Source organism: Mesorhizobium sp. IMUNJ 23232, assembly GCF_044326205.1.
Classification (GTDB): domain Bacteria; phylum Pseudomonadota; class Alphaproteobacteria; order Rhizobiales; family Rhizobiaceae; genus Kumtagia.
This window is the reverse complement of the sequence record NZ_JBIRCY010000004.1, coordinates 145,408-164,587: the sequence shown is the minus strand read 5'-3', so window position 1 is coordinate 164,587 and position 19,180 is coordinate 145,408. Positions and strand designations below refer to the sequence as shown.

Annotated in this window: 21 protein-coding genes and 1 tRNA gene; 12 read left to right on the top strand and 10 right to left on the bottom strand. The window is 63.4% G+C overall.

The genetic code is table 11. The features are described 5' to 3' along the window. The first annotated feature begins 35 nt into the window (after positions 1-35). The 4 genes from ACH196_RS04455 (at position 36) to ACH196_RS04440 (ending at position 3,135) form a co-directional block, all read left to right on the top strand. Positions 36-839, top strand: coding sequence for an endonuclease/exonuclease/phosphatase family protein (locus tag ACH196_RS04455; RefSeq protein WP_396645385.1), 804 nt, complete (start codon positions 36-38; stop codon positions 837-839). Between the two features lie 95 nt (positions 840-934). Continuing rightward, on the top strand, positions 935-1,423 hold the full coding sequence (gene ribH, locus ACH196_RS04450) for a 6,7-dimethyl-8-ribityllumazine synthase (protein ID WP_396645255.1): 489 nt from the start codon (positions 935-937) through the stop codon (positions 1,421-1,423). A 3-nt stretch (positions 1,424-1,426) separates the two neighbouring features. After that, on the top strand, positions 1,427-1,924 hold the full coding sequence (nusB, locus tag ACH196_RS04445; protein ID WP_396645253.1) for a transcription antitermination factor NusB: 498 nt from the start codon (positions 1,427-1,429) through the stop codon (positions 1,922-1,924). Further along, positions 1,924-3,135, top strand: a complete 1,212-nt coding sequence (locus ACH196_RS04440; protein ID WP_396645251.1) for an MFS transporter — start codon at positions 1,924-1,926, stop codon at positions 3,133-3,135. Before nusB ends, ACH196_RS04440 begins: the two co-directional genes overlap by 1 nt. Before the next feature lie 9 nt (positions 3,136-3,144). Here the strand turns inward: ACH196_RS04440 and ACH196_RS04435 are convergent, their stop codons facing one another. Next, entirely contained in the window at positions 3,145-3,501 is a 357-nt protein-coding gene (locus tag ACH196_RS04435) for a hypothetical protein (RefSeq protein ID WP_396645249.1), read from the bottom strand. A gap of 13 nt (positions 3,502-3,514) precedes the next feature. Then, a complete protein-coding gene (locus ACH196_RS04430; RefSeq protein WP_396645247.1) occupies positions 3,515-4,972 on the bottom strand; it encodes a hypothetical protein in 1,458 nt (485 codons plus the stop codon). A gap of 445 nt (positions 4,973-5,417) precedes the next feature. Between ACH196_RS04430 and ACH196_RS04425 the strand changes: the two genes are divergently transcribed. After that, a complete protein-coding gene (locus tag ACH196_RS04425; RefSeq protein ID WP_396645246.1) occupies positions 5,418-7,574 on the top strand; it encodes a sodium-translocating pyrophosphatase in 2,157 nt (718 codons plus the stop codon). A gap of 172 nt (positions 7,575-7,746) precedes the next feature. Here the strand turns inward: ACH196_RS04425 and ACH196_RS04420 are convergent, their stop codons facing one another. Next, positions 7,747-8,253, bottom strand: coding sequence for an outer membrane protein assembly factor BamE (locus tag ACH196_RS04420; protein ID WP_396645244.1), 507 nt, complete (start codon positions 8,251-8,253; stop codon positions 7,747-7,749). 135 nt (positions 8,254-8,388) lie between these two features. Between ACH196_RS04420 and ACH196_RS04415 the strand changes: the two genes are divergently transcribed. From ACH196_RS04415 to ACH196_RS04390, 6 genes are all read left to right on the top strand, one after another. Further along, the gene (locus ACH196_RS04415) at positions 8,389-8,940 is read left to right on the top strand and encodes a ubiquinol-cytochrome C chaperone family protein (protein ID WP_396645243.1); all 552 of its coding nucleotides are present in this window, start codon (positions 8,389-8,391) and stop codon (positions 8,938-8,940) included. A 4-nt stretch (positions 8,941-8,944) separates the two neighbouring features. Beyond that, the gene (locus ACH196_RS04410; protein ID WP_396645242.1) at positions 8,945-9,502 is read left to right on the top strand and encodes a YceD family protein; all 558 of its coding nucleotides are present in this window, start codon (positions 8,945-8,947) and stop codon (positions 9,500-9,502) included. A gap of 118 nt (positions 9,503-9,620) precedes the next feature. After that, a complete protein-coding gene (gene plsX, locus ACH196_RS04405) occupies positions 9,621-10,688 on the top strand; it encodes a phosphate acyltransferase PlsX (protein WP_396645240.1) in 1,068 nt (355 codons plus the stop codon). 11 nt (positions 10,689-10,699) lie between these two features. Next, the gene (locus ACH196_RS04400; protein WP_396645239.1) at positions 10,700-11,671 is read left to right on the top strand and encodes a beta-ketoacyl-ACP synthase III; all 972 of its coding nucleotides are present in this window, start codon (positions 10,700-10,702) and stop codon (positions 11,669-11,671) included. A gap of 218 nt (positions 11,672-11,889) precedes the next feature. Continuing rightward, the gene (locus tag ACH196_RS04395) at positions 11,890-12,210 is read left to right on the top strand and encodes an integration host factor subunit alpha (protein WP_396645237.1); all 321 of its coding nucleotides are present in this window, start codon (positions 11,890-11,892) and stop codon (positions 12,208-12,210) included. Positions 12,211-12,369: 159 nt separating this feature from the next. Further along, a complete protein-coding gene (locus tag ACH196_RS04390; RefSeq protein WP_396645235.1) occupies positions 12,370-12,909 on the top strand; it encodes a MerR family transcriptional regulator in 540 nt (179 codons plus the stop codon). A gap of 82 nt (positions 12,910-12,991) precedes the next feature. Here the strand turns inward: ACH196_RS04390 and ACH196_RS04385 are convergent, their stop codons facing one another. From ACH196_RS04385 to ACH196_RS04375, 3 genes are all read right to left on the bottom strand, one after another. After that, a complete protein-coding gene (locus ACH196_RS04385; RefSeq protein WP_396645233.1) occupies positions 12,992-13,249 on the bottom strand; it encodes a DUF982 domain-containing protein in 258 nt (85 codons plus the stop codon). Further along, on the bottom strand, positions 13,246-13,491 hold the full coding sequence (locus ACH196_RS04380) for a DUF2188 domain-containing protein (protein WP_396645231.1): 246 nt from the start codon (positions 13,489-13,491) through the stop codon (positions 13,246-13,248). Before ACH196_RS04380 ends, ACH196_RS04385 begins: the two co-directional genes overlap by 4 nt. Positions 13,492-13,620: 129 nt before the next feature. After that, positions 13,621-13,697: transfer RNA gene (locus ACH196_RS04375), tRNA-Pro, on the bottom strand. A gap of 201 nt (positions 13,698-13,898) precedes the next feature. Here ACH196_RS04375 and ACH196_RS04370 point away from each other — a divergent pair. After that, positions 13,899-14,474 (top strand): hypothetical protein, encoded by a 576-nt coding sequence (locus tag ACH196_RS04370; RefSeq protein WP_396645229.1) that lies wholly within the window; start codon positions 13,899-13,901, stop codon positions 14,472-14,474. Here the strand turns inward: ACH196_RS04370 and ACH196_RS04365 are convergent. The 4 genes from ACH196_RS04365 to ACH196_RS04350 form a co-directional block, all read right to left on the bottom strand. Beyond that, on the bottom strand, positions 14,459-15,709 hold the full coding sequence (locus ACH196_RS04365; protein ID WP_396645228.1) for an O-antigen ligase family protein: 1,251 nt from the start codon (positions 15,707-15,709) through the stop codon (positions 14,459-14,461). The two genes, ACH196_RS04370 and ACH196_RS04365, sit on opposite strands and share 16 nt — an antisense overlap. Further along, positions 15,706-17,241 carry an undecaprenyl-phosphate glucose phosphotransferase gene (locus ACH196_RS04360; protein WP_396645226.1) on the bottom strand — a complete coding sequence of 512 codons (1,536 nt, stop codon included), beginning with the start codon at positions 17,239-17,241 and terminating at the stop codon, positions 15,706-15,708. Before ACH196_RS04360 ends, ACH196_RS04365 begins: the two co-directional genes overlap by 4 nt. A 117-nt stretch (positions 17,242-17,358) precedes the next feature. After that, complete coding sequence (locus ACH196_RS04355) at positions 17,359-18,489, bottom strand: glycosyltransferase family 4 protein (RefSeq protein ID WP_396645224.1); 1,131 nt, start codon at positions 18,487-18,489, stop codon at positions 17,359-17,361. A gap of 17 nt (positions 18,490-18,506) precedes the next feature. Next, positions 18,507-19,064: a polysaccharide biosynthesis/export family protein gene (locus ACH196_RS04350; RefSeq protein ID WP_396645384.1), complete on the bottom strand. Its 558-nt coding sequence runs from the start codon at positions 19,062-19,064 to the stop codon at positions 18,507-18,509. Positions 19,065-19,180 lie beyond the last annotated feature (116 nt).

Genomic DNA, 19,180 nt, shown 5'->3' with positions numbered 1-19,180 from the left:
TTGCCGCATTGTCTGCGGAGCCGATCACGATGCCAATGCGCATCATCTCGCTGAATGCATGGGGCGGCCGGCTTCACGGGCCGCTGATGCGCTTTCTCGCCGATGCCGACCCGGATGTGCTTTGCCTGCAGGAAGTCATGCGGACGCATGGGGCGCAGTCGGAATGGCTGATTTACCGGGACGGTACGCTCGAACTTCCGCAAAGGGCCAATCTGTTCGACGAGATATGTGAGGCACTGCCTGGGCATGAGGCCATCTTCTGCCCTGTCGCGGGAGGCGATCTCTTCGACGGCGACACGGCGGTCCCGTCGGAGTTCGGTCTCGCCACCTTCGTCCGCAAATCGTTTCCGGTTATCGGCCAGGCCCAGGATTTCGTTCATCGCGACTTCTCTGCCGACGGCTGGGGCGAGCATCCGCGGGCGCGCAATGCCCATTGCGTCCGTCTCTTCGATCCCGATCATCGGTCGGCCTTGACCGTGGCTCACATGCATGGGCTGCGCGATCTGGCAGGGAAGGCCGACACGCCGGAACGTGAAAAACAGGCGAAGGCGCTGGCGCGGCTGATTGGCCGAATTGCGCGGGCGGGCGAACGCCTGATCGTCTGCGGCGACTTCAACGTGCTGCCCGGAAGTTCGACATTCGAAATTCTCGGCGGCCTAGGGCTGGTCGATCTGGTCGTGACGCAGGGCCATACCGACACCAGGACCTCCTATTACGACAAGGCCGTCCGCTTCGCCGACTACATGCTGGTGACGCCGGACATGGAGGTGCTGGAATTCGACGTGGTCGATGAACCGGAAGTCTCGGATCACCGGGCGCTGCTGCTGGAGATCGCCTGACTGCGTCTCGTCCTAACGGTCAAGCGGAAATCGCCTCGTGGCTGCTTGCGGCGAACTGCCGTTCGGCCTAAGTCAGCCGCGACTTGGAGACCGACATGGCTGGCATTTCTGAACACGGCAAGGCTTTCATCCAACCGGAGAAAGCCCACGTCCTGATCATCGAGGCGCGATATCACGATGCGCTGGCCGACGCGCTGCTCGACGGAGCGAAGGCTGCCCTCGATGAAGCCGGCGCGACCTATGACGTCGTGACGGTGCCCGGCGCGCTGGAGATTCCGGCGATCGTCTCCTTCGCGCTCGACGGCGCCGACGAGGGCGGCACCGCCTATGACGGTTATGTCGCGCTGGGCGTGATCATCCGCGGCGACACCTATCATTTCGACGTCGTCGCCAACGAGTCCTCACGTGCCCTCATGGACCTCTCGGTCGATGAATCGCTGGCCATCGGCAACGGCATCCTCACCACCGAGAATGAGGAGCAGGCCTGGGTTCGCGCCCGCCGCAGCGAGGGCGACAAGGGTGGTTTCGCGGCGCGTGCGGCGCTGACCATGATCGCATTGCGCGAACGGCTGGGAGCCCGCTGAATCGTGTCCAATCCTGCAGAACGCGACGCCCCTCCCGCCCGCCAGGCCAACAAGCGTGGTGCAGCGAGGCTCGCCGCCGTGCAGGCGCTGTACCAGATGGATGTCGCTGGCGCAGGCTTGCTTGAAATCGCAGCCGAATACGAGGCCTTCCGGCTCGGCAAGGAGGTCGACGGCGCAACCTACCGCGAGGCTGACGCGCAGTGGTTCCGGGCGATCCTGTCGGGCGTCGTAGAGAACCAGAAGACCATCGACCCGGTCATCCGCCAGGCGCTGACCGAGGACTGGCCGCTGTCGCGGCTCGACTCGACGTTGCGTGCCATCCTGCGCGCCGGCGTGTTTGAACTGATGGAACGCAAGGACGTGCCGGTCGCCGTCATCGTCTCCGAATATGTCGACATCGCCAAGGCCTTCTACGAGGAAGAAGAGCCCAAGCTGGTCAATGCCGTGCTCGATCGCGTGGCGCGCCGGGTGCGCGGCGAGGGCCGGGGGAGGGACGCCTAGTGAGTGAAGCGACTCGCCAGCGCGAGGCGCGGCGCACGGCGATCATCTTCGCATCGGCCCAGGCGATTGTCGGCTCGGCAGCGCCCATTGCGATCTCGCTGGGAGGTTTGGCCGGCCTGTATCTGCTCGGCACGGACAAGTCGCTCGCCACCGCACCAATCACCGGCTTCAATGTCGGCGTGGCGCTGGGCGCGCTGCCGGCAGCCGCATTGATCAAGGCGGTCGGCCAGAAGAACGGTTTTCAGCTCGGCACGGTCATTACTGCGCTCGGCGGCCTGGTGGCGACCTTCGCGCTGTTCCAGGCCTCCTTCTGGCTGTTCGCCATCGGACTGCTGATCATCGGGCTCGGCGGTGCCTTCGTGCAGCAGTTCCGCTTTGCCGCGGCCGACGACGCACCGCCCGAGTTCAAGGCACGCGCTATTTCCTTCGTTCTGGCCGGCGGCATCATCACTGCCATACTCGGGCCACAGATCGTCATTTTTACGCATGATCTGTTCGCGCCTGTGATGTTCGCAGGATCCTTCGCGACGATCCTCATCCTCGCTGCGGTCGGTGCGGTCATCCTGTCCTTCCTGCGTGTCAGGCCGCACGCAACTGCCGCCGTCGGCACGAGCGAGGCTCCGGCGCGTCCGCTGACCGAGATCGTCGGCCAGCCGCGCTTTATCGTTGGCCTGGGCTGCGCCGTCGGCTCCTATGCGCTGATGAGCTTCGTGATGACCGGCGCACCGCTGGCGATGGTCGGCTGCGGCTTTTCGCCGGACGACGCGACGCTCGGCATCTCCTGGCATGTCATGGCGATGTTCGGGCCGAGCTTCTTCACCGGTCGCCTCATCCATCGTTTCGGCGTCGAGCGCATCGTCGCCTTCGGCTTGCTGCTGCTGATCCTCTGCGGCGTCGTCGCGCTGTCCGGCATCGCGCTCTGGCAGTTCTGGTCGGCGCTGATCCTGCTCGGGCTGGGCTGGAATTTCGGTTTCATCGGCGCCACCGCCATGGTTGCGGGAACCTACAGGCCGTCGGAAAAGGGCAAGGTGCAGGGCCTCCACGATTTCATTCTGTTCGGCTCGGTCGCCCTCGCTTCGCTGATGTCCGGCGCGGTCTACAATGCGTGGGGCTGGGAGGTGCTGAACTGGGTGATATTTCCTGTCGCCGGGTTCTGCATGCTTGCCCTGATCTCGCATCGTATCCTGGCTTCCCGCACAGCAAGCTGCTAATGCGGAACCTCACACGGAGGCTGGTTGCTCGTGCTCGGGGCAATTGGCGTCGATCCACCCGGCGATCTCCGCTATTTGCTCATCCGACATGAACGGACCACCGGCTGGCATCCGTCGAAACCGGCCTCCCGCGGCAAAGATGCCTTCCCCCTTGAGCGAATGGATCAGTTGTGATTGCGACGCGTCGCCCACAATCAGAATCTTGACCGGCTGTCCGCCAATGCCCGGCACGTTGCCGTTGATGAACTCGTCGTAGCTTAGGTTGGACCAGAATTCCTCGTGTGGCGCGAACTCCGCGTCTGCTCCAAGGTCGGTCATTACCTGCGCGATGAAAGCCTTCAACTGGTCGAAGGAAGAGATTGCCATGATCGATCCCCGTTCAGTTCGAGTCGTGCGCGGACTGCAGCAGTTCCCTCAATTCGAGGAACTCGTTCAGTTGGGCGTTTGGTAGTTCCAATGGCGTCAAGGGTACGGCGGACTCGGTGAACAATTTCGGGTCCACCTTTTGCGCGAAGAGGGTTCCCGGCGAGGGTGGTTGCGAATTGACAATGGCGAGCAGGGATGGCCAGGACCGCGTCGACAACGTCCACAGGAAGTCGGAGCTTCCTTGCACCGTGTTGTGACAGTTCATGCAGCCCGTCACGATCTTCTTCTGTTCGAAGGTTTCCAGCGTCGTATTGGCGAAGCTCGTGGTGTCGGTCCCCTTGCCTGGGAATGTGTTGGGCGGCTTTCCGTCGATCTCGGGAGCGTTCGGCGTCAGGGGCCATTGAGTCATCACGAGCTTGTAGTTCTGCCAGACCGATCCACCTGCCGCCAGCGCCTCGCGGTATCGGGCGTTCGTCGCTTCGGTCTGGCTGTGTATCGGCTTGATCCGTTCGACGTTGAAGGGGGCCGGAGCCTGGGGCGATGGCGGGAAATTGAACGGGTTGCTGTCTGGCATCTTGACCCCGTCGCCCGCGTTGAAACTGGCGCCGTGGCCGGTGCCGCCGCTCTCAGGCACGTTGTCCGCATGCTCGAAGGTCGACCAGATCCATTGTGGGCGAGATGGCGTCTTGTGCACGATATGAAGTCCGACAAGGCCCACAAGCCGGTCCTCGCATTTGTCCGTTTCCAGGTTCATGACGAATGCATGGCGGGTGTAGAAGCGCTCCGGGTTTGCCACCCCGTCCATCAGGATCCAAGATGCCTTGAGGTCGACCGCGCCGTTTTCGAACACGACGTTTGAGACATTCTCGCGGCGATAGAGCTTGCGGTCGACGATATGGTCGAATTCGACCTGGTTGAATGCGGTCTGGAACCGGACATAAGTCTTGTTCTGGCCGACCAGCGGACCGACCAGGTCGCCGGCTGCTCCGGCCTGGCCGACATTGGCGAACTTCGAGAAGGCCGCGAGAACCAGGTCCTTCGAAGTCAGCCCCGCCATCGCGCAAGGGTTTTCAGATCCTATCTCGTTCCAGCCGGCAGGCACAGCGCCGTCTCGCTGGAAAATTTCCCATTCGGACTTGAATGTTTCGAAGACCAGAGGCGAACCGGCTTTTCCGATTGGTGCGGAAAGATCCGGTTTGCCTCGCTCACCGTCCTTTGCCGGCCAGACGAGCGCCAGGAAAGCCCGCCACGAGTAGTCATCAAAGAAGTCGATCGGGTTGCTTGGAAATGCTTCCGGTATGCAAACGTCGTTGAGCATTTCTCCCGAAACTGTCGTGGCGGGAACATCGGGAATCGTCAACGGACAGCTCACGATCTGCTGTGCATGGGCCTGTTTCTGCGTTCCAGGAAAATATGCAGTGAGACACAAGGAAAAGGCTGTAGGAAGGATTATTCCGATATGATTGCGCATAGTGCCATCAACCCGATTTAAGATAAAATCGGCCCCCCGCAGATGAGTATAATTTGAATGTACATCCAATCCGCTAGAACAACAAGTATTTATATTTGCGTTATTTGGGATGGAAGCCGTCGCCGTCCGCGCCACTGCGCTCGCCCTTGCTTGCTCCCTCCCGTCCGCCAAGCCATCTCGGAATGGGTGGCGCCGAAGCTTCAGCGCTTTCAAGCAATGAGGTCGCCCTTCCCATTCCGGACCCGGGCAACGAAGTGGCGATTTCAATCGGTTAGCACGAAAACATCAAGGCGAAAGCCGGGCAAAGTCCGATCGGTATCTTGACGCTCGCAAGCCGGTTTCGCATAAGCCGCTACGGAAGATCGGATTTGTCATATGGCTGCCGGTCTCATCTCAACGGTCCGGGGAGGGGTTCTTCCGGGCCAGCCATCAGGGAAAATCGGCAATGACCATGCTCTACGTCGTCATCGCCTGCGGCCTGCTTTCCGTGCTTTACGCCTTCTGGGCGACGCAGTCGGTGCTTGCATCCGACCAGGGAAATCAGCGCATGCAGGAAATCGCCGGCGCCATCCGCGAGGGTGCGCAGGCCTATCTCGCCCGCCAGTACACGACGATCGCGATCGTCGGCGTGGTCGTCTTCCTGCTCGCCTGGTGGCTGCTGTCGGGCACGGCGGCGATCGGCTTCCTGATCGGCGCCGTGCTGTCGGGCGCCGCCGGCTTCATCGGCATGCACGTCTCGGTCCGCGCCAATGTGCGCACCGCGCAGGCGGCGTCCAATAGCCTGGCCGCCGGCCTCGACATCGCCTTCAAGTCCGGCGCCATCACCGGCATGCTGGTGGCCGGCCTCGCGCTGCTCGGCGTCTCCGTCTACTATTTCATTCTCATCGGCCCGCTGGGCTACGCTCCGGCCGACCGCGTCGTAATCGACTCGCTGGTGGCGCTCGGCTTCGGCGCCTCGCTAATCTCGATCTTCGCCCGTCTCGGCGGCGGCATCTTCACCAAGGGCGCCGACGTCGGCGGCGATCTGGTCGGCAAGGTGGAAGCCGGTATCCCCGAGGATGATCCGCGGAACCCGGCGACCATCGCCGACAATGTCGGCGACAATGTCGGCGACTGCGCCGGAATGGCGGCCGACCTGTTCGAGACCTATGCGGTGACCGTCGTCGCCACCATGGTGCTCGGCGCGATCTTCTTCGGCGCCGCCGCCAATCTCGGCGAGGTCATGCTCTATCCGCTCGCCATCTGCGGCGCCTGCATCATCACCTCGATCGTCGGCACCTTCTTCGTAAAACTCGGCGCCAACGGCTCGATCATGGGCGCCCTCTACAAGGGCCTGATCGTCACCGGCATCCTGTCCGTCGTCGGCCTGGGCGCTGCGACCTCGCTGACCGTCGGCTGGGGCGACATCGGCACCGCCAACGGCATGGCGATCACCGGCACCAATCTGTTCACCTGCGGCCTGATCGGTCTTCTGGTCACCGCGCTGATCGTGGTGATCACCGAATATTATACAGGCACCGGCAAGCGCCCGGTGGTCTCGATCGCCCAGGCGTCGGTCACCGGCCACGGCACCAACGTCATCCAGGGTCTTGCGGTCTCACTGGAATCGACGGCATTGCCGGCCATCGTCATCGTCGGCGGCATCATCGCGACGTTCCAGCTTGCCGGCCTGTTCGGCACGGCGATCGCGGTCACCACTATGCTCGGCCTAGCCGGCATGATCGTGGCGCTCGACGCCTTCGGCCCAGTTACCGACAACGCCGGCGGCATCGCAGAAATGTCCGGCCTGCCCAAGGAAGTGCGCCAGTCGACCGACGCGCTCGACGCGGTCGGCAACACCACCAAGGCCGTCACCAAGGGTTACGCAATCGGCTCAGCCGGTCTCGGCGCGCTGGTGCTGTTCGCGGCCTACAGCTACGACTTGCAATATTTCGCGGCCAAGGCGAACGAGGCGGGTTCGACGCTGTTTCCTTATTTCAAGGATATGGGCGCGGTGTCGTTCGACCTGTCGAACCCCTATGTCGTGGCCGGCTTGATCTTCGGCGGCCTGATCCCGTACCTGTTCGGTGGCATCGCGATGACTGCGGTCGGTCGCGCGGCGGGTTCGATCGTCGAGGAAGTGCGCCGCCAGTTCCGCGAGGATCCGGGCATCATGAAGGGCACGTCCAAGCCCAATTACGCCCGCGCCGTCGACCTGCTGACCAAGGCGGCGATCAAGGAGATGATCATCCCGTCGCTGCTGCCGGTGCTGGCGCCGCTCGTCGTCTATTTCGGCGTGCTGCTTATCTCCGGCTCCAAGGCTTCGGCCTTCGCGGCGCTTGGCGCCTCGCTGCTCGGCGTCATCGTCAACGGCCTGTTCGTGGCGATCTCGATGACTTCCGGCGGTGGCGCGTGGGACAATGCCAAGAAGTCGTTCGAGGATGGTTTTGTCGACAAGGACGGCACCAAGCATCTCAAGGGCTCGGAGGCGCACAAGGCCTCGGTGACCGGCGACACGGTCGGAGACCCCTACAAGGATACAGCCGGCCCGGCGGTAAACCCGGCGATCAAGATCACCAACATCGTGGCGCTGCTGCTGTTGGCCGTGCTCGCGCACGGCTGATCCCGGCAACCGCCGACGTCAAGCAAAAGCCCGCGGGAGCGATCCCGCGGGCCTTTTTGATTCATCGAATTTGAAATTGACGCTGCCCGATCGATATCAGCCACGCAGGCCTGAAACCTTCGCTACCATGCCGGCGCCACTTGCGAAAGCAGGCAGCGCCGGTCGCGGTCGATTATGGGGTCGGGCTCGCGCCCGGCAGCGACAGCGGCGCGCCGGTGGCGCCCGCAAGGATCTGGCCAATGAAGTTCTGGTCCTTGCCGGCGGTTGGGGTCGTGCGCGAGATGAAGTCGAATACCTTGCCGTCCTGAATGCCGTAATTGGCGATGTTGGTGACGCGGCCGTCCTCGCCGAAATAGACGGCAAGCACGCGCTGCTCGATCAGCTTCGGCTTGGCGAAGGCCGCCGCCCGATAGCGTTTCTGCGAGATGTAATAAAAGACCTCGTTGTCGAAGGTGGCCGTGGTCGACGGGCTGCCCAGCGCCAGCAGCACCTGCTCGCGGCTGGAGCCGACCGGAACCGAATCGATCTGCTGCTGGTCGATGACGTAACCTTGGGTCAGCGTCTCGCCGGGTGACATGTTGCCCAAGGACTGTGTGTTGCAGGCTGAAAGAGCCGCGGCTGCGCCGAGCACGCCGGCAATTCCAATATGGCGCAAGGTCGGCCCCCTCTTGAATTCCATCGGCTTCAACAACAACTCCATCCTGCCTGCGCCCCCCTGGCTGCGCCTTGCGCGGCACCGCAGATGCGGTAAACCAGCTTGCGCGACGATGCAACAACACCAGCCCGCCAAGGGGCGCGCCGGGGAGTAGAGAATATGTTCCAACGTCTGTTCGGTGGCGAACGTGTCCGCAACCGCCAGATCGTCAGCGCGCTCTATGAGAAAATCGTGGCGGCGGCGCGGCGCGAGTTATTTTTTTCCGACTGGGACGTGCCGGACACGCCGCTCGGCCGATTCGAGATGATCGGGCTGCACATGTTCCTTTTCCAGCACCGCTTGCGCGGAGAAACCGGCATGGCGCGCGACATCGCGCAGGAACTGATCGACGATTTTTTCACCGACGTGGAGCATTCGCTGCGTGAACTCGGCATTGGCGACATGGGCGTGCCGAAGCGCATGAAAAAACTCGCCCGCATGTTCTATGGCCGCACCGCTTCCTACGAGGCGGCGCTCGAAGCCGGAAATCGCGGCGAGCTCGCCGCCGCACTCGCCCGCAACATAAGGCCGGACGCCGCTGGGTGGCCGCACGCGGCAGATCTGGCCGACTATGTCTTTGCCGCGCGCGATCTGCTTGCCGGCCAGGGCGTCGGGACCCTATGCGCCGGAACGATCGAGTTTCCGCGCCCTCAAGCGACCACAGTCCATTGATCCGATGAAACAGTCCGTAGAAAAGAGCCCGATCAGCTTCGAGGTCAATGTCGCCCGCCTGCCGAAGAAGGGCATGCCGGTGACGATCGAGGCGACCGAAGCCCAGCGCGAGGCGCTCGCAAAAGTCCACGGACTGATCTCGGTCGAACGGCTTCGCGCCGATCTCGTCGTCACGTCGTGGAAGCGCAACGGCATCCAGGTCAGGGGCCGGGTCGAGGCCGACATCGTCCAGTCCTGCGTGGTGACGCTCGATCCGATCGAAGCTAGGGTCGACGAGCAGGTGTCGGCCGTGTTCCTGCCCGAGGATTCGAAGCTCGGCCGCGAATCGTTCGGCCTCGGCGGTGAGATCATGATCGACGTCGACGGCCCCGACAGTCCCGAGACCTTTTCCGGTGACCGCATCGATGTCGGCGCGCTGGCGGAGGAGTTCTTTGGCCTGGGCATCGACCCTTATCCCCGCAAGCAGGGCGCGCAGTCGCCGTCTCCGGAACCCTCCGGCGCGGACGAAGCCGAGGAAGGCGAGTTGCAGAAAAAGCTCAGGAAACTCTTCCCGGATTCCTGAATTCGCGGGTGGTCATCCTCGAATTCCGTTGTATGACGACACAAAACCGCTATTTTCCCACGGCATCCGGCCGGGTGATTTGCCGGGCGATCTGCCACGAAAGCGAGACGAACACCGCGTGATCAGGATTTCCATCGATGCCATGGGCGGCGACCACGGGCCATCGGTGGTCATTCCGGCCCTTGCCAAGGTTGCCAAGCGGCGGCCCGACGTGAACTTCCTGATCTACGGCCGCACCGACGTGGTGCGTGCCGAACTCGACAAGTTCCCGGCGCTCGCCCCCGTCACCCAGTTCATCCACTGCGATGTCGCCGTGCGCATGGACGACAAGCCCAGCCAGGCGCTGCGCCACGGCCGCTGGAAGTCGTCGATGTGGCGGGCCATCGAGGCGGTGAAGAGCGGCGATTCGGATGCCTGCGTTTCGGCTGGCAACACCGGCGCGCTGATGGCCATGTCGAAATTCTGCCTGCGTACCATGGCCAATATCGAGCGACCGGCGATTGCCGCGATCTGGCCGAACCTGCGTGCCGAGAGCGTCGTGCTCGATGTCGGCGCCACCATCGGCGCCGATTCGCACCAGTTGATAGATTTCAGCATTCTCGGCGCGGCGATGGCGCGCGCCGTGTTCGGTATCGAGCGCCCGAGCGTCGGCCTGCTGAATGTCGGCGTCGAGGAGATCAAGGGCCAGGAAGAGGTCAAGGAGGCGGGCAGGCTACTGCGCGACGCCAACCTTTCCTCGATGAAGTATCACGGTTTTGTCGAGGGCGACGACATCGGCAAGGGCACGGTCGACGTGGTCGTCACCGAGGGCTTTTCGGGCAATATCGCGCTGAAGACGGCGGAAGGCACGGCACGGCAGATATCCGGCTATCTGCGCGCGGCGATGAGCCGGACGCTGATGGCCAAGATCGGTTATTTCTTCGCCAAGGGCGCCTTCGACCGGCTGCGCGAGAAGATGGATGTGCGCAAGGCCAATGGCGGCGTGTTCCTCGGTCTCAACGGCATTGTCGTGAAGAGCCATGGCGGCGCCGACGAAGAAGGATTCGCCTCGGCGATCGAACTGGCATACGACATGATCCGCAACCGGCTGCTCGACCGGATCGAGGCGGATCTCGATCTCTTCCATGCGCGGCATCCGCAATCGGCGCCACGTGCGCCGGCGCCTGCGCCGGAAGAGACCAGGTAACAGGACACCATATGATCAGATCCGTCGTGCGCGGGGTCGGTTCCGCACTCCCGCGCCGTATCATGAAGAACAGCGAATTCGCCGCGACGCTCGACACGTCCGACGAATGGATCGTGCAGCGCACCGGCATCCGCCAGCGCTACATCGCGGGCGAGGGGGAGACCACGGCCTCGCTGGGCGAGGCGGCGGCGCGCGCCGCCCTTGCCGACGGCGGATTGACGCCTGATGACATCGACCTGATCGTGCTCGCCACCTCGACCCCGAACAACACCTTTCCGGCGACGGCTGTCGAGGTCCAGAATCGCCTTGGCATGCGCCACGGCTTCGCCTTCGACCTGCAGGCCGTTTGCAGTGGCTTCGTCTATGCGGTTGCCACCGCCGACGGCCATATCCGCAACGGGCTGGCCAAACGCGCGCTGGTGATCGGCGCTGAAACCTTTTCGCGCATCCTCGACTGGAGCGACCGCTCGACCTGCGTGCTGTTCGGCGACGGCGCCGGCGCGCTGGTGCTGGAAGCCCATGAAGGCGAGGGCAGCGTCGCCGACCGCGGCGTGCTGGCGGCAAGCCTGCGCTCCGACGGCACCCACAAGGACAAGCTTTACGTCGACGGCGGCCCGTCGACGACGGGAACGGTCGGCCACCTGCGCATGGAGGGCAGGGAGGTCTTCAAGCACGCCGCCGGCATGATCACCGACGTGATTGAGGCGACGTTCGCGCAGGCCGGCATCACCGCCGAAGACCTCACCTGGTTCGTGCCGCACCAGGCCAACAAGCGCATCATCGACGCATCGGCGAAAAAGCTCGGCATCGCCGAAGAGAAGGTCGTGACCACCGTCGACCTGCACGGCAACACCTCCGCCGCCTCCGTGCCGCTGGCGCTCGACGTTGCCGTCAAGGACGGCCGCATCCGCAAGGGCGACCTGGTGATGCTGGAAGCGATGGGCGGCGGCTTCACCTGGGGCGCCGTTCTGGTTCGCTGGTAGGCTCTTGTTCAGCCGGGCGCCGACGCTGAACCGGCGAGTGCAATCTTCCTGATCGTCGTCGGCGCCTGAATCCGGATTCGGTATCATAAGATCGGTAAATGATTGAACCGATTTGAATTCATTTGCGCGAACCGGCCGGTTCGGTTCTTGACCTCATCTAGCCAATTTCCTAACGTCCAGCGGCTCCGGAGATAGCGGATGGAGGAGGCCGGAAAGTCATGGCGGGAAAGACACTTACGCGTGCCGATCTATCTGAGGCCGTCTACCGGAAGGTAGGGCTGTCCCGCACCGAATCCGCCGAACTGGTGGAGACCGTGCTGGATGAGATCTGCGAGGCGATCGTGCGCGGCGAGACGGTGAAACTGTCGTCCTTCGCGACGTTCCATGTGCGGGGGAAGAACGAGCGCATCGGCCGCAATCCCAAGACCGGCGAGGAGGTACCGATCCTTCCCCGGCGCGTCATGACCTTCAAGGCGTCGAACGTCCTGAAGAGCCGCATCCTGCGCTCCCATCAGCAGAAGTCCCGGTCCGGAAAGTAGCCTGTCGGCGCGATAGCGGTTGACGGCCGGCCGCGCGATTCCAGCGGGTCTTGAAATCACGTCCATAAAGGACTGAAATGAATCGCGAATCGGTTCGGCTAGCCGGACGCCGCCGACGCGCTCCGGAAAACCGTCCTCACGGCAGACCGGATGGTGACCATGGACAAGAGCCCCGACGCATTCCGCACGATTTCCGAGGTGGCCGAGGATCTCGACCTGCCGCAGCATGTGCTGCGCTTCTGGGAGACGCGTTTCAACCAGATCAAACCGATGAAGCGCGGCGGCGGCCGGCGCTACTACCGGCCGCAGGACGTCGACCTGATCAAGGGCATCAGGCATATGCTCTACGACCAGGGTTATACGATCAAGGGCGTGCAAAAGCTGCTGCGCGAAAACGGCAACCAGTTCCTGGTGTCTGTGGGCAACGGCGACATGGCGGCGATCGAGGCGATAACCCAGCGCAAGCAGGCGGCCTTGATCCCGCTGACGCCGGCAGCCCAACCGCGCGGCGACGACGAATTGCTGGTGGGCGAACCGAAGGCAAAACCCAGCCGGCGGTTCTTCGGCCTCGGCAAGGCGGAGGAAGAAGGGCCTGTTTCGCCGGATTCTGGAAAACTGTCGCGCGACAACCGGGCGCTTCTGCAAGAAGCGCTGTTTGACCTGCTGGAATGCAAGCGCCTGCTCGACCAGGTACGGTGAAAGTCTGAGCTTGATGGTGCGTGAGGCCGACCACCAACGGCGGGAGGCCATCAGCCGTCTGGACAGGCAGGGCGAAGTTGCCTTACTGGCTATGCGGTAAGGCAGGCGCGGGTTCCGCCAGAATCCCGGCCTCCCGTGCCGCCTCGCGGAAGCGAATCTCGGCTTCCACGGTCGAACGATGGCCGTCGATCACCTTGAGGCTGGTCTCCAGCGCATCGCGGTGACGCGGGCCGCGTTTGCCCGGCCATCGTTCGATGAGCACGTCCCGGGCATGGGCGGCGTCATCGACGACGATCTGTTTGCCGTCGATCCCGACCGTGACCGGGTGGTCGAACTTCAATTTTTGTCCTCGACTTCCGTGCCGGGACGATCGCCGCCGCTGGCCAGTTCCTCGTGCCATTGGCCTGCCGCGTCCTGGAATTCGATGCCCTCCGTCCTGCCGCCAACCTGCTGCTCGGAGGCGGCAATCCGCGCCGCGGCCAGGGCGTCGGCGTGTGTCGGAAAAGTCTCGGAAAACACGTCGCCGACCTTGTAGGCCCAGCCGCCATCATGCTCGACCACCCGATAGATCACCTGCGTCATGAGTGCTCTCCTTTGCTGGCCGCAGAACGGCGAAGACAGGCGCAGGGTTCCCGCCCAGCGTCGCCTTGCACCACGTTATCACGTGAAGGCGCGTTCGTTGTCGACCGCAATTTGCGAATTGAGGAAAATTGGTCGGAGTGGCGGGATTCGAACCCACGACCCCTTGACCCCCAGTCAAGTGCGCTACCGGGCTGCGCTACACTCCGGACCGTGCGGAGCCATAGCCAACCGGCGCCGCCCGCGCAAGGTCAAATCGGCGTTTGGGCCAGGCGTGCGCTCCGGCACGCCCGAAAAGAACGAGGCGAAAGCGCCAGCGCCTTGCACACCATTCCCTCTATGCCTTGCGCGTTGTAATGTTGCGGAGCAGCCTGCCGGCTTCAGTCGGGTGAGTGCCGCGGGAGGACACCATGGGGAGTTCAGGCTGGGAAACGGACTACATCGTGCCGGGTGGGCTCGAGGTGCGGCTTACCCTGTTCTGGGGCGACAATTATTTCGGCGCCATCCACAAGGACTGCATCGCGACGATGCGCAAGATGCTGGCAGAGCACGGCATGAAGCTCAGTCTGATCCCGGCGAACGGCGAGATGACCGATCAGTTTGCGGTGAAGGTTCCCGTCAAGGAGGACGGGCTTCTGCATCCGGACGGCTACAACGAATTGCGCAACCGCTGCGCCGCAAAATTCGACGACCAGGCGGTCGAGCCGCACAAGCAGCGGCTGCCGGTGATCTTCTGCAACTTCAAATACACCGCCAATGGCCTGACGGTCGACGCTGGCCCCTGGCTGCCCTGGTGCATGGTCGGCCCCACCAGCGATTCGGTGACGATGCTGCATGAGACCGGCCACGCGTCGGGCCTCGGCCATCTCACCACCAGTTCCCAGGCAGGCGCCAAGCAGAATTTCATGTTCGACGGCGGCGGCGACCGCTCGCTGATGCACAAGGCGCAGTTGCAGAAATTCGCGCAGGCTTACTTCATCAAATAGGGACGCCGCGGGGCAAGCGCATATTGATGCCGCGCTTCCAGCGCCATCGCCCCCCAGATCAGCCCGAGCAGCAGGTAGAAATGCCGCCAGTGGTCGGTGTCGATCACAGTGCCGAGCCCGATATGGCCGATCAGCGTGACATAGGCGCAGAGCAGGTAGGGCTGCCACGGCCGGTCGCGGAACAGGATGCGGAAACCTCCGGCCAGCGTCCAGACGATCAGGATCAGGTAGGAGGCGAAGCCCAGCCAGCCATAGTCGAGGAGCGCCTTCAGCCAGATGTCATGCGTGTCCTCGCCATAGATCAGGCCGAACGCCAGCGGCCCGATGCCGAGCGGATGCTCCATCGCCATTTCGAAACCCAGGAGGTGGCGGGCGAAGCGACCGAGACGTGCCGAATCATAGTCCTGGACGAGCTGCGCGCGGGTGGTGAACAGCTCCGACACGCTGGGAATCTGCAGGATGATCAGCAATGCCAGGATAAGCAGCGCGATGACCGCGGTGGTCATGACGACGATCCGCAGCCGGAACAAACCGTTGCTGGTCTGCAGAAAGAGCCCGGCGACCAGCAGGATCGACGAGATCGCGAACAGGCCCCACGCGCCGCGCGAGAACGAGAAGAAGATGCCGGCGACGATCACCAGCAGCGGCATGGCATAAATCGGCATCTTCGCCACGCTGCCGGTCATCAGCCGGTGCAGCAGCCAGATGCCGGGCAGTGTCAGGAACGGGCCGAACACGTTCGGGTCCTGGAAGGCACCGGCGGCGCGCTCGTATTTGGTAAAGATCTCCGCGCCTGGGAAGGCGCCGAAATAGCCGAGCACGCCGAGGATCGACGTTCCGACGGCGGCGATCACGTAGGACACGAAGATCACCCGGTAAAGCCCTGGCTGTGCTTCGGTGACCGCCGCGAAGAACACCGCGGTGAAGGCCAGGAACAGCGAGACGGCGATATAGAGCGGCGTCGATGCCAGATCGTCCATCTGCGTCATCGAGATCATGCCGCCAATGTTGAAGGTGATCAGCAGCACCAGCAGCGGCGCGACGGTGCGTGAAATGCGCAGGCCGAACAGCGCCCACACCGCGATCAATCCGGCCATATAGATTTCGTACGGCGCCGGCTCGTTGATAACGAAACCGGAGAGCAGGATGCCGAGCGCCACCGCGCCGGCCGAGATGAGCTGGATCAGCTTGGCATTGACCGCACCGGGCGAAGCCGGCTGGACGATCGTGCTCAATAGGCGTTTTCCGTATTGAGCAGCCGGACAGGCGTCAGCACGAGAATCTTCAGATCGAGCCAGAGCGACCAGTTCTCGATGTAAAAGAGGTCGTATTCGGTGCGCATCTTGATCTTCTCGTCGGTGTCCATCTCGCCGCGCCAGCCGTTGATCTGCGCCCAGCCGGTGACGCCCGGCTTGACGCGGTGGCGGGCGAAATAGCCGTCGACGACCTCGGTGTAGAGCAGGTTGTGCGACTGCGCGGCGACGGCATGCGGACGCGGGCCGACTAGCGACAGGCTGCCGAACAGCGCGTTGAAGAACTGCGGTAGCTCGTCGATCGAGGTCTTTCGGATGAAACGTCCGACGCGGGTGACGCGCGGATCGTTCTTGGTCACGGTCTTCTTGGCCGTCGGGTCGGACTGCTCGGCATACATCGAGCGGAACTTGAAGACCTCGACCTCCTCATTGTTGAAGCCGTGGCGCTTCTGCTTGAAGATCACCGGCCCCTTGCTGTCGAGTTTTATGGCGATGGCCGTCGCCAGCATGACCGGCGAGAACACGATGATGCCGATGATCGAGAAGACGATGTCGAACGCCCGCTTGGCGACCGAATCCCAGTCGTTGATCGGCTTGTCGAATATGTCGAGCAGCGGCACCGAGCCGATGAAGGAATAGGAGCGCGGCCGGAACTGCAACTGGTTGTTGTGGGCGGACAAGCGGATGTCGACCGGCAGCACCCACAGCTTCTTCAACAGCGACAGCACCCGGCTTTCGGCGGTGAGCGGCAGCGACACGATCAGCATGTCGATGCGGGCGATGCGCGCGAACTCGATCAGTTCGGCGATGTTGCCGAGTTTCGGGTAGCCGGCGACGATCGGCGGTGAGCGCTTGTCGTCGCGGTCGTCGAAGATGCCGCAGATGCGGATGTCGTTGTAGGGCTGCTGCTCGATCGAGCGGATCAGGCCCTCGGCGGCCTTGCCGCCGCCGACGATCACCGCGCGGCGCTCCATGCGCCCGTTGCGAGCCCAGCGCCGGATCATCCGCGCCATGATCATCCGCACCACCACCAGGAGGCCAAGCCCGGCGACGAACCACAGGCCGAACAGCAAACGTGAAAAATCCTCGGAGATCTTGAACAGGAAACCGGTGGTGGCAACGACCGCGAAGGCGCCGGCCCATACCAGAGCCATGCGGCCGACATAGCGGCTCGGCCGCATCAACGCCGGCACCTGATAGCAGTCGAAGAACTCCAGACCGACGACGGTGGCCAGCGAGACACCGGCGATGATCAGCGGATAATGCCAGTAGAGCGGGGTGGAAAAGCCGACATAATAGGCGAAGATCGTCATGCCGGAGATGAAGAGGATCGCGAACTCGACCAACCGCAGCACGCCGGCGACCATGACCGGCGACATGGTATCGCGCCGGTACTGCGCGGCCACCTGCTGCGCGATCTTGCCGAGTTTCACATTGGCCGGCTTCTTCTCGCCGCCGTCAGCCTTACGTACGGCGTCCGGCGAGAAGCGCTCGGCGGGATCCATCTTTGCCATTGCAATGTCCGCGAGGATTTGCCCGACCTTAGCGGTCCGGACCTAACAATCCCTTGAAGTCGCTCCGACAGTTTGAGCAACCGCAACGCGAATGGCAATGGCGATCATGCACAGGACTTACGCGGCGAGCGTCTCGCGATAGGCTTGTTCTATACGCGCCGCCATCACGTCGGCGCCAAAGCGGGCGCGCAATTCTTCTCCAGAGGGCATCAGCGCGGCGAAGGCTTCGGGCTCAGTCAGCGCCTGCACCATTTTTCCGGCGATCTCGGCCGCGTCGGGAGCGACGAGCGCCGGCGAATCGGGGCCGAATATCTCCGGAATGCCGCCCACCGCCGTCGCCACCATCGGCTTGCCGGCGGCCAGCGCTTCGAGCACGATGTAGGGCATCGCCTCGGCGCGCGACGGCACGACGATGGTCCGCGCCAGCGAAAAAGCCTCGCGGGCCGTCATCGGCGGATGGAAGCGGACGCGCTCCGACAGTCCCAGCCGCGCCACCTGCTCGCGATATTTCGGCAGATCGTCGCCGTCGCCGACCATCTCGGCCGTCACCGTCCGCCCGGTGCGCATCTCGACCTGGGCGAGCGCGTCGATGAAGAGATCGGGGCCTTTCAGGTCGCGCATCATGCCGATGTAGAGGAAATCGGCGGCATTGTCCGCGGCGGCAACCGGGATGAATTCCGGGGCGCGCAAACCGTTATAGACCAGCGTGTTGGGGATCGGCGGCTCGCCGACCTTCTTGCGATAGGCGCGCCTCTCATAGTCCGAGACGAACAGCAGATGGTCGGTGAAACTCCCCATCAGCCGCTCCAGCAGGAAGAACACCTTTCCCGTCGCCGTGTTCTCGTCGTAATGCAGGCTGCCGCCATGCGGTGAGTAGAGGCGGGCTACGCGAGACCTGGAAACCCGCAACAGTGAGCCGAACAGTCGGGCATAGACGCCACCCTTGGCGCCGTGGCCGTGTATGACGTTCGGCTGCAATTCCTTGATGATCGTGAATGTTCTCCACGCCCCGGCGACGTCGCCGGGGCCGATATGCCGCTGTATCGGGGTTCGATGAATGCCGAGTGCCAACTGGTCCATCATCCCGGCGAACAGTTTTTCCTCGAATTCGCCGCCGGTCTTGGAATCGCACACGATGCCGACCTTGTGCCCCGCGGCAACCTGCGCCTCGGTCAGGTCCCGGACATGCCGGAAGATTCCGCCGACCGGTGACCGGAAACAGTGGACGATCCGTAGGGGTGGGGTCACGGGGCCGCGTCGCTCGGTCAGAACAGGCGTTCACGCACATAGACCGTGTCGCCCGGCATCAGCGGATCCGAGGTGATGACGCGTCCGGTCATGACTTTTCCATTGATGTCGCGGGTGATGTCGACGGTACCCTGATTGGCGCGGGGCGTGAAACCGCCTGCCATTGCCACGGCCTTCTGGACGGTGAGGCCGGGAACGTAGGAATATTGGCCGGCGGCGCCCACCTCGCCCATGACGAAGACCGGGCGGTACTGGTCGACCTCCACCGACACGTCGGGGTCGCGGAGGAATCCCTCGCGCAGCTTGGCGGCGAGCGCGCCTTCCAGTTCCTCCACCGAACGCCCGCGCGCCGGCACCGGGCCTACCAGCGGAAAGGCAATGTAGCCAGCGGAGTTGACGCTGTAAGTGTTGGTCAGGCTGTCCTGTTCGAAGACGGTGACGCGGACACGGTCGCCCGCGCCCAGCCGGTACGGCTGGTTCAACACGGCATAAAAGCCCGACGGGGTAGGGCGGTAGCCCGAGCAGCCGCCGATGGCCAGTGCCAGCGCCAACACGGAGATGATGGAGGTCTTCATGGCCACACGAACTACCCTCGGTCAGCGCCTTAACCTTCAGGCGCATTCGGATGTCAGCCGTTATCGAATGGTTAGGGTTAACACGGCGTAAAGGCGGTCCATGAAGACCAAGCCGG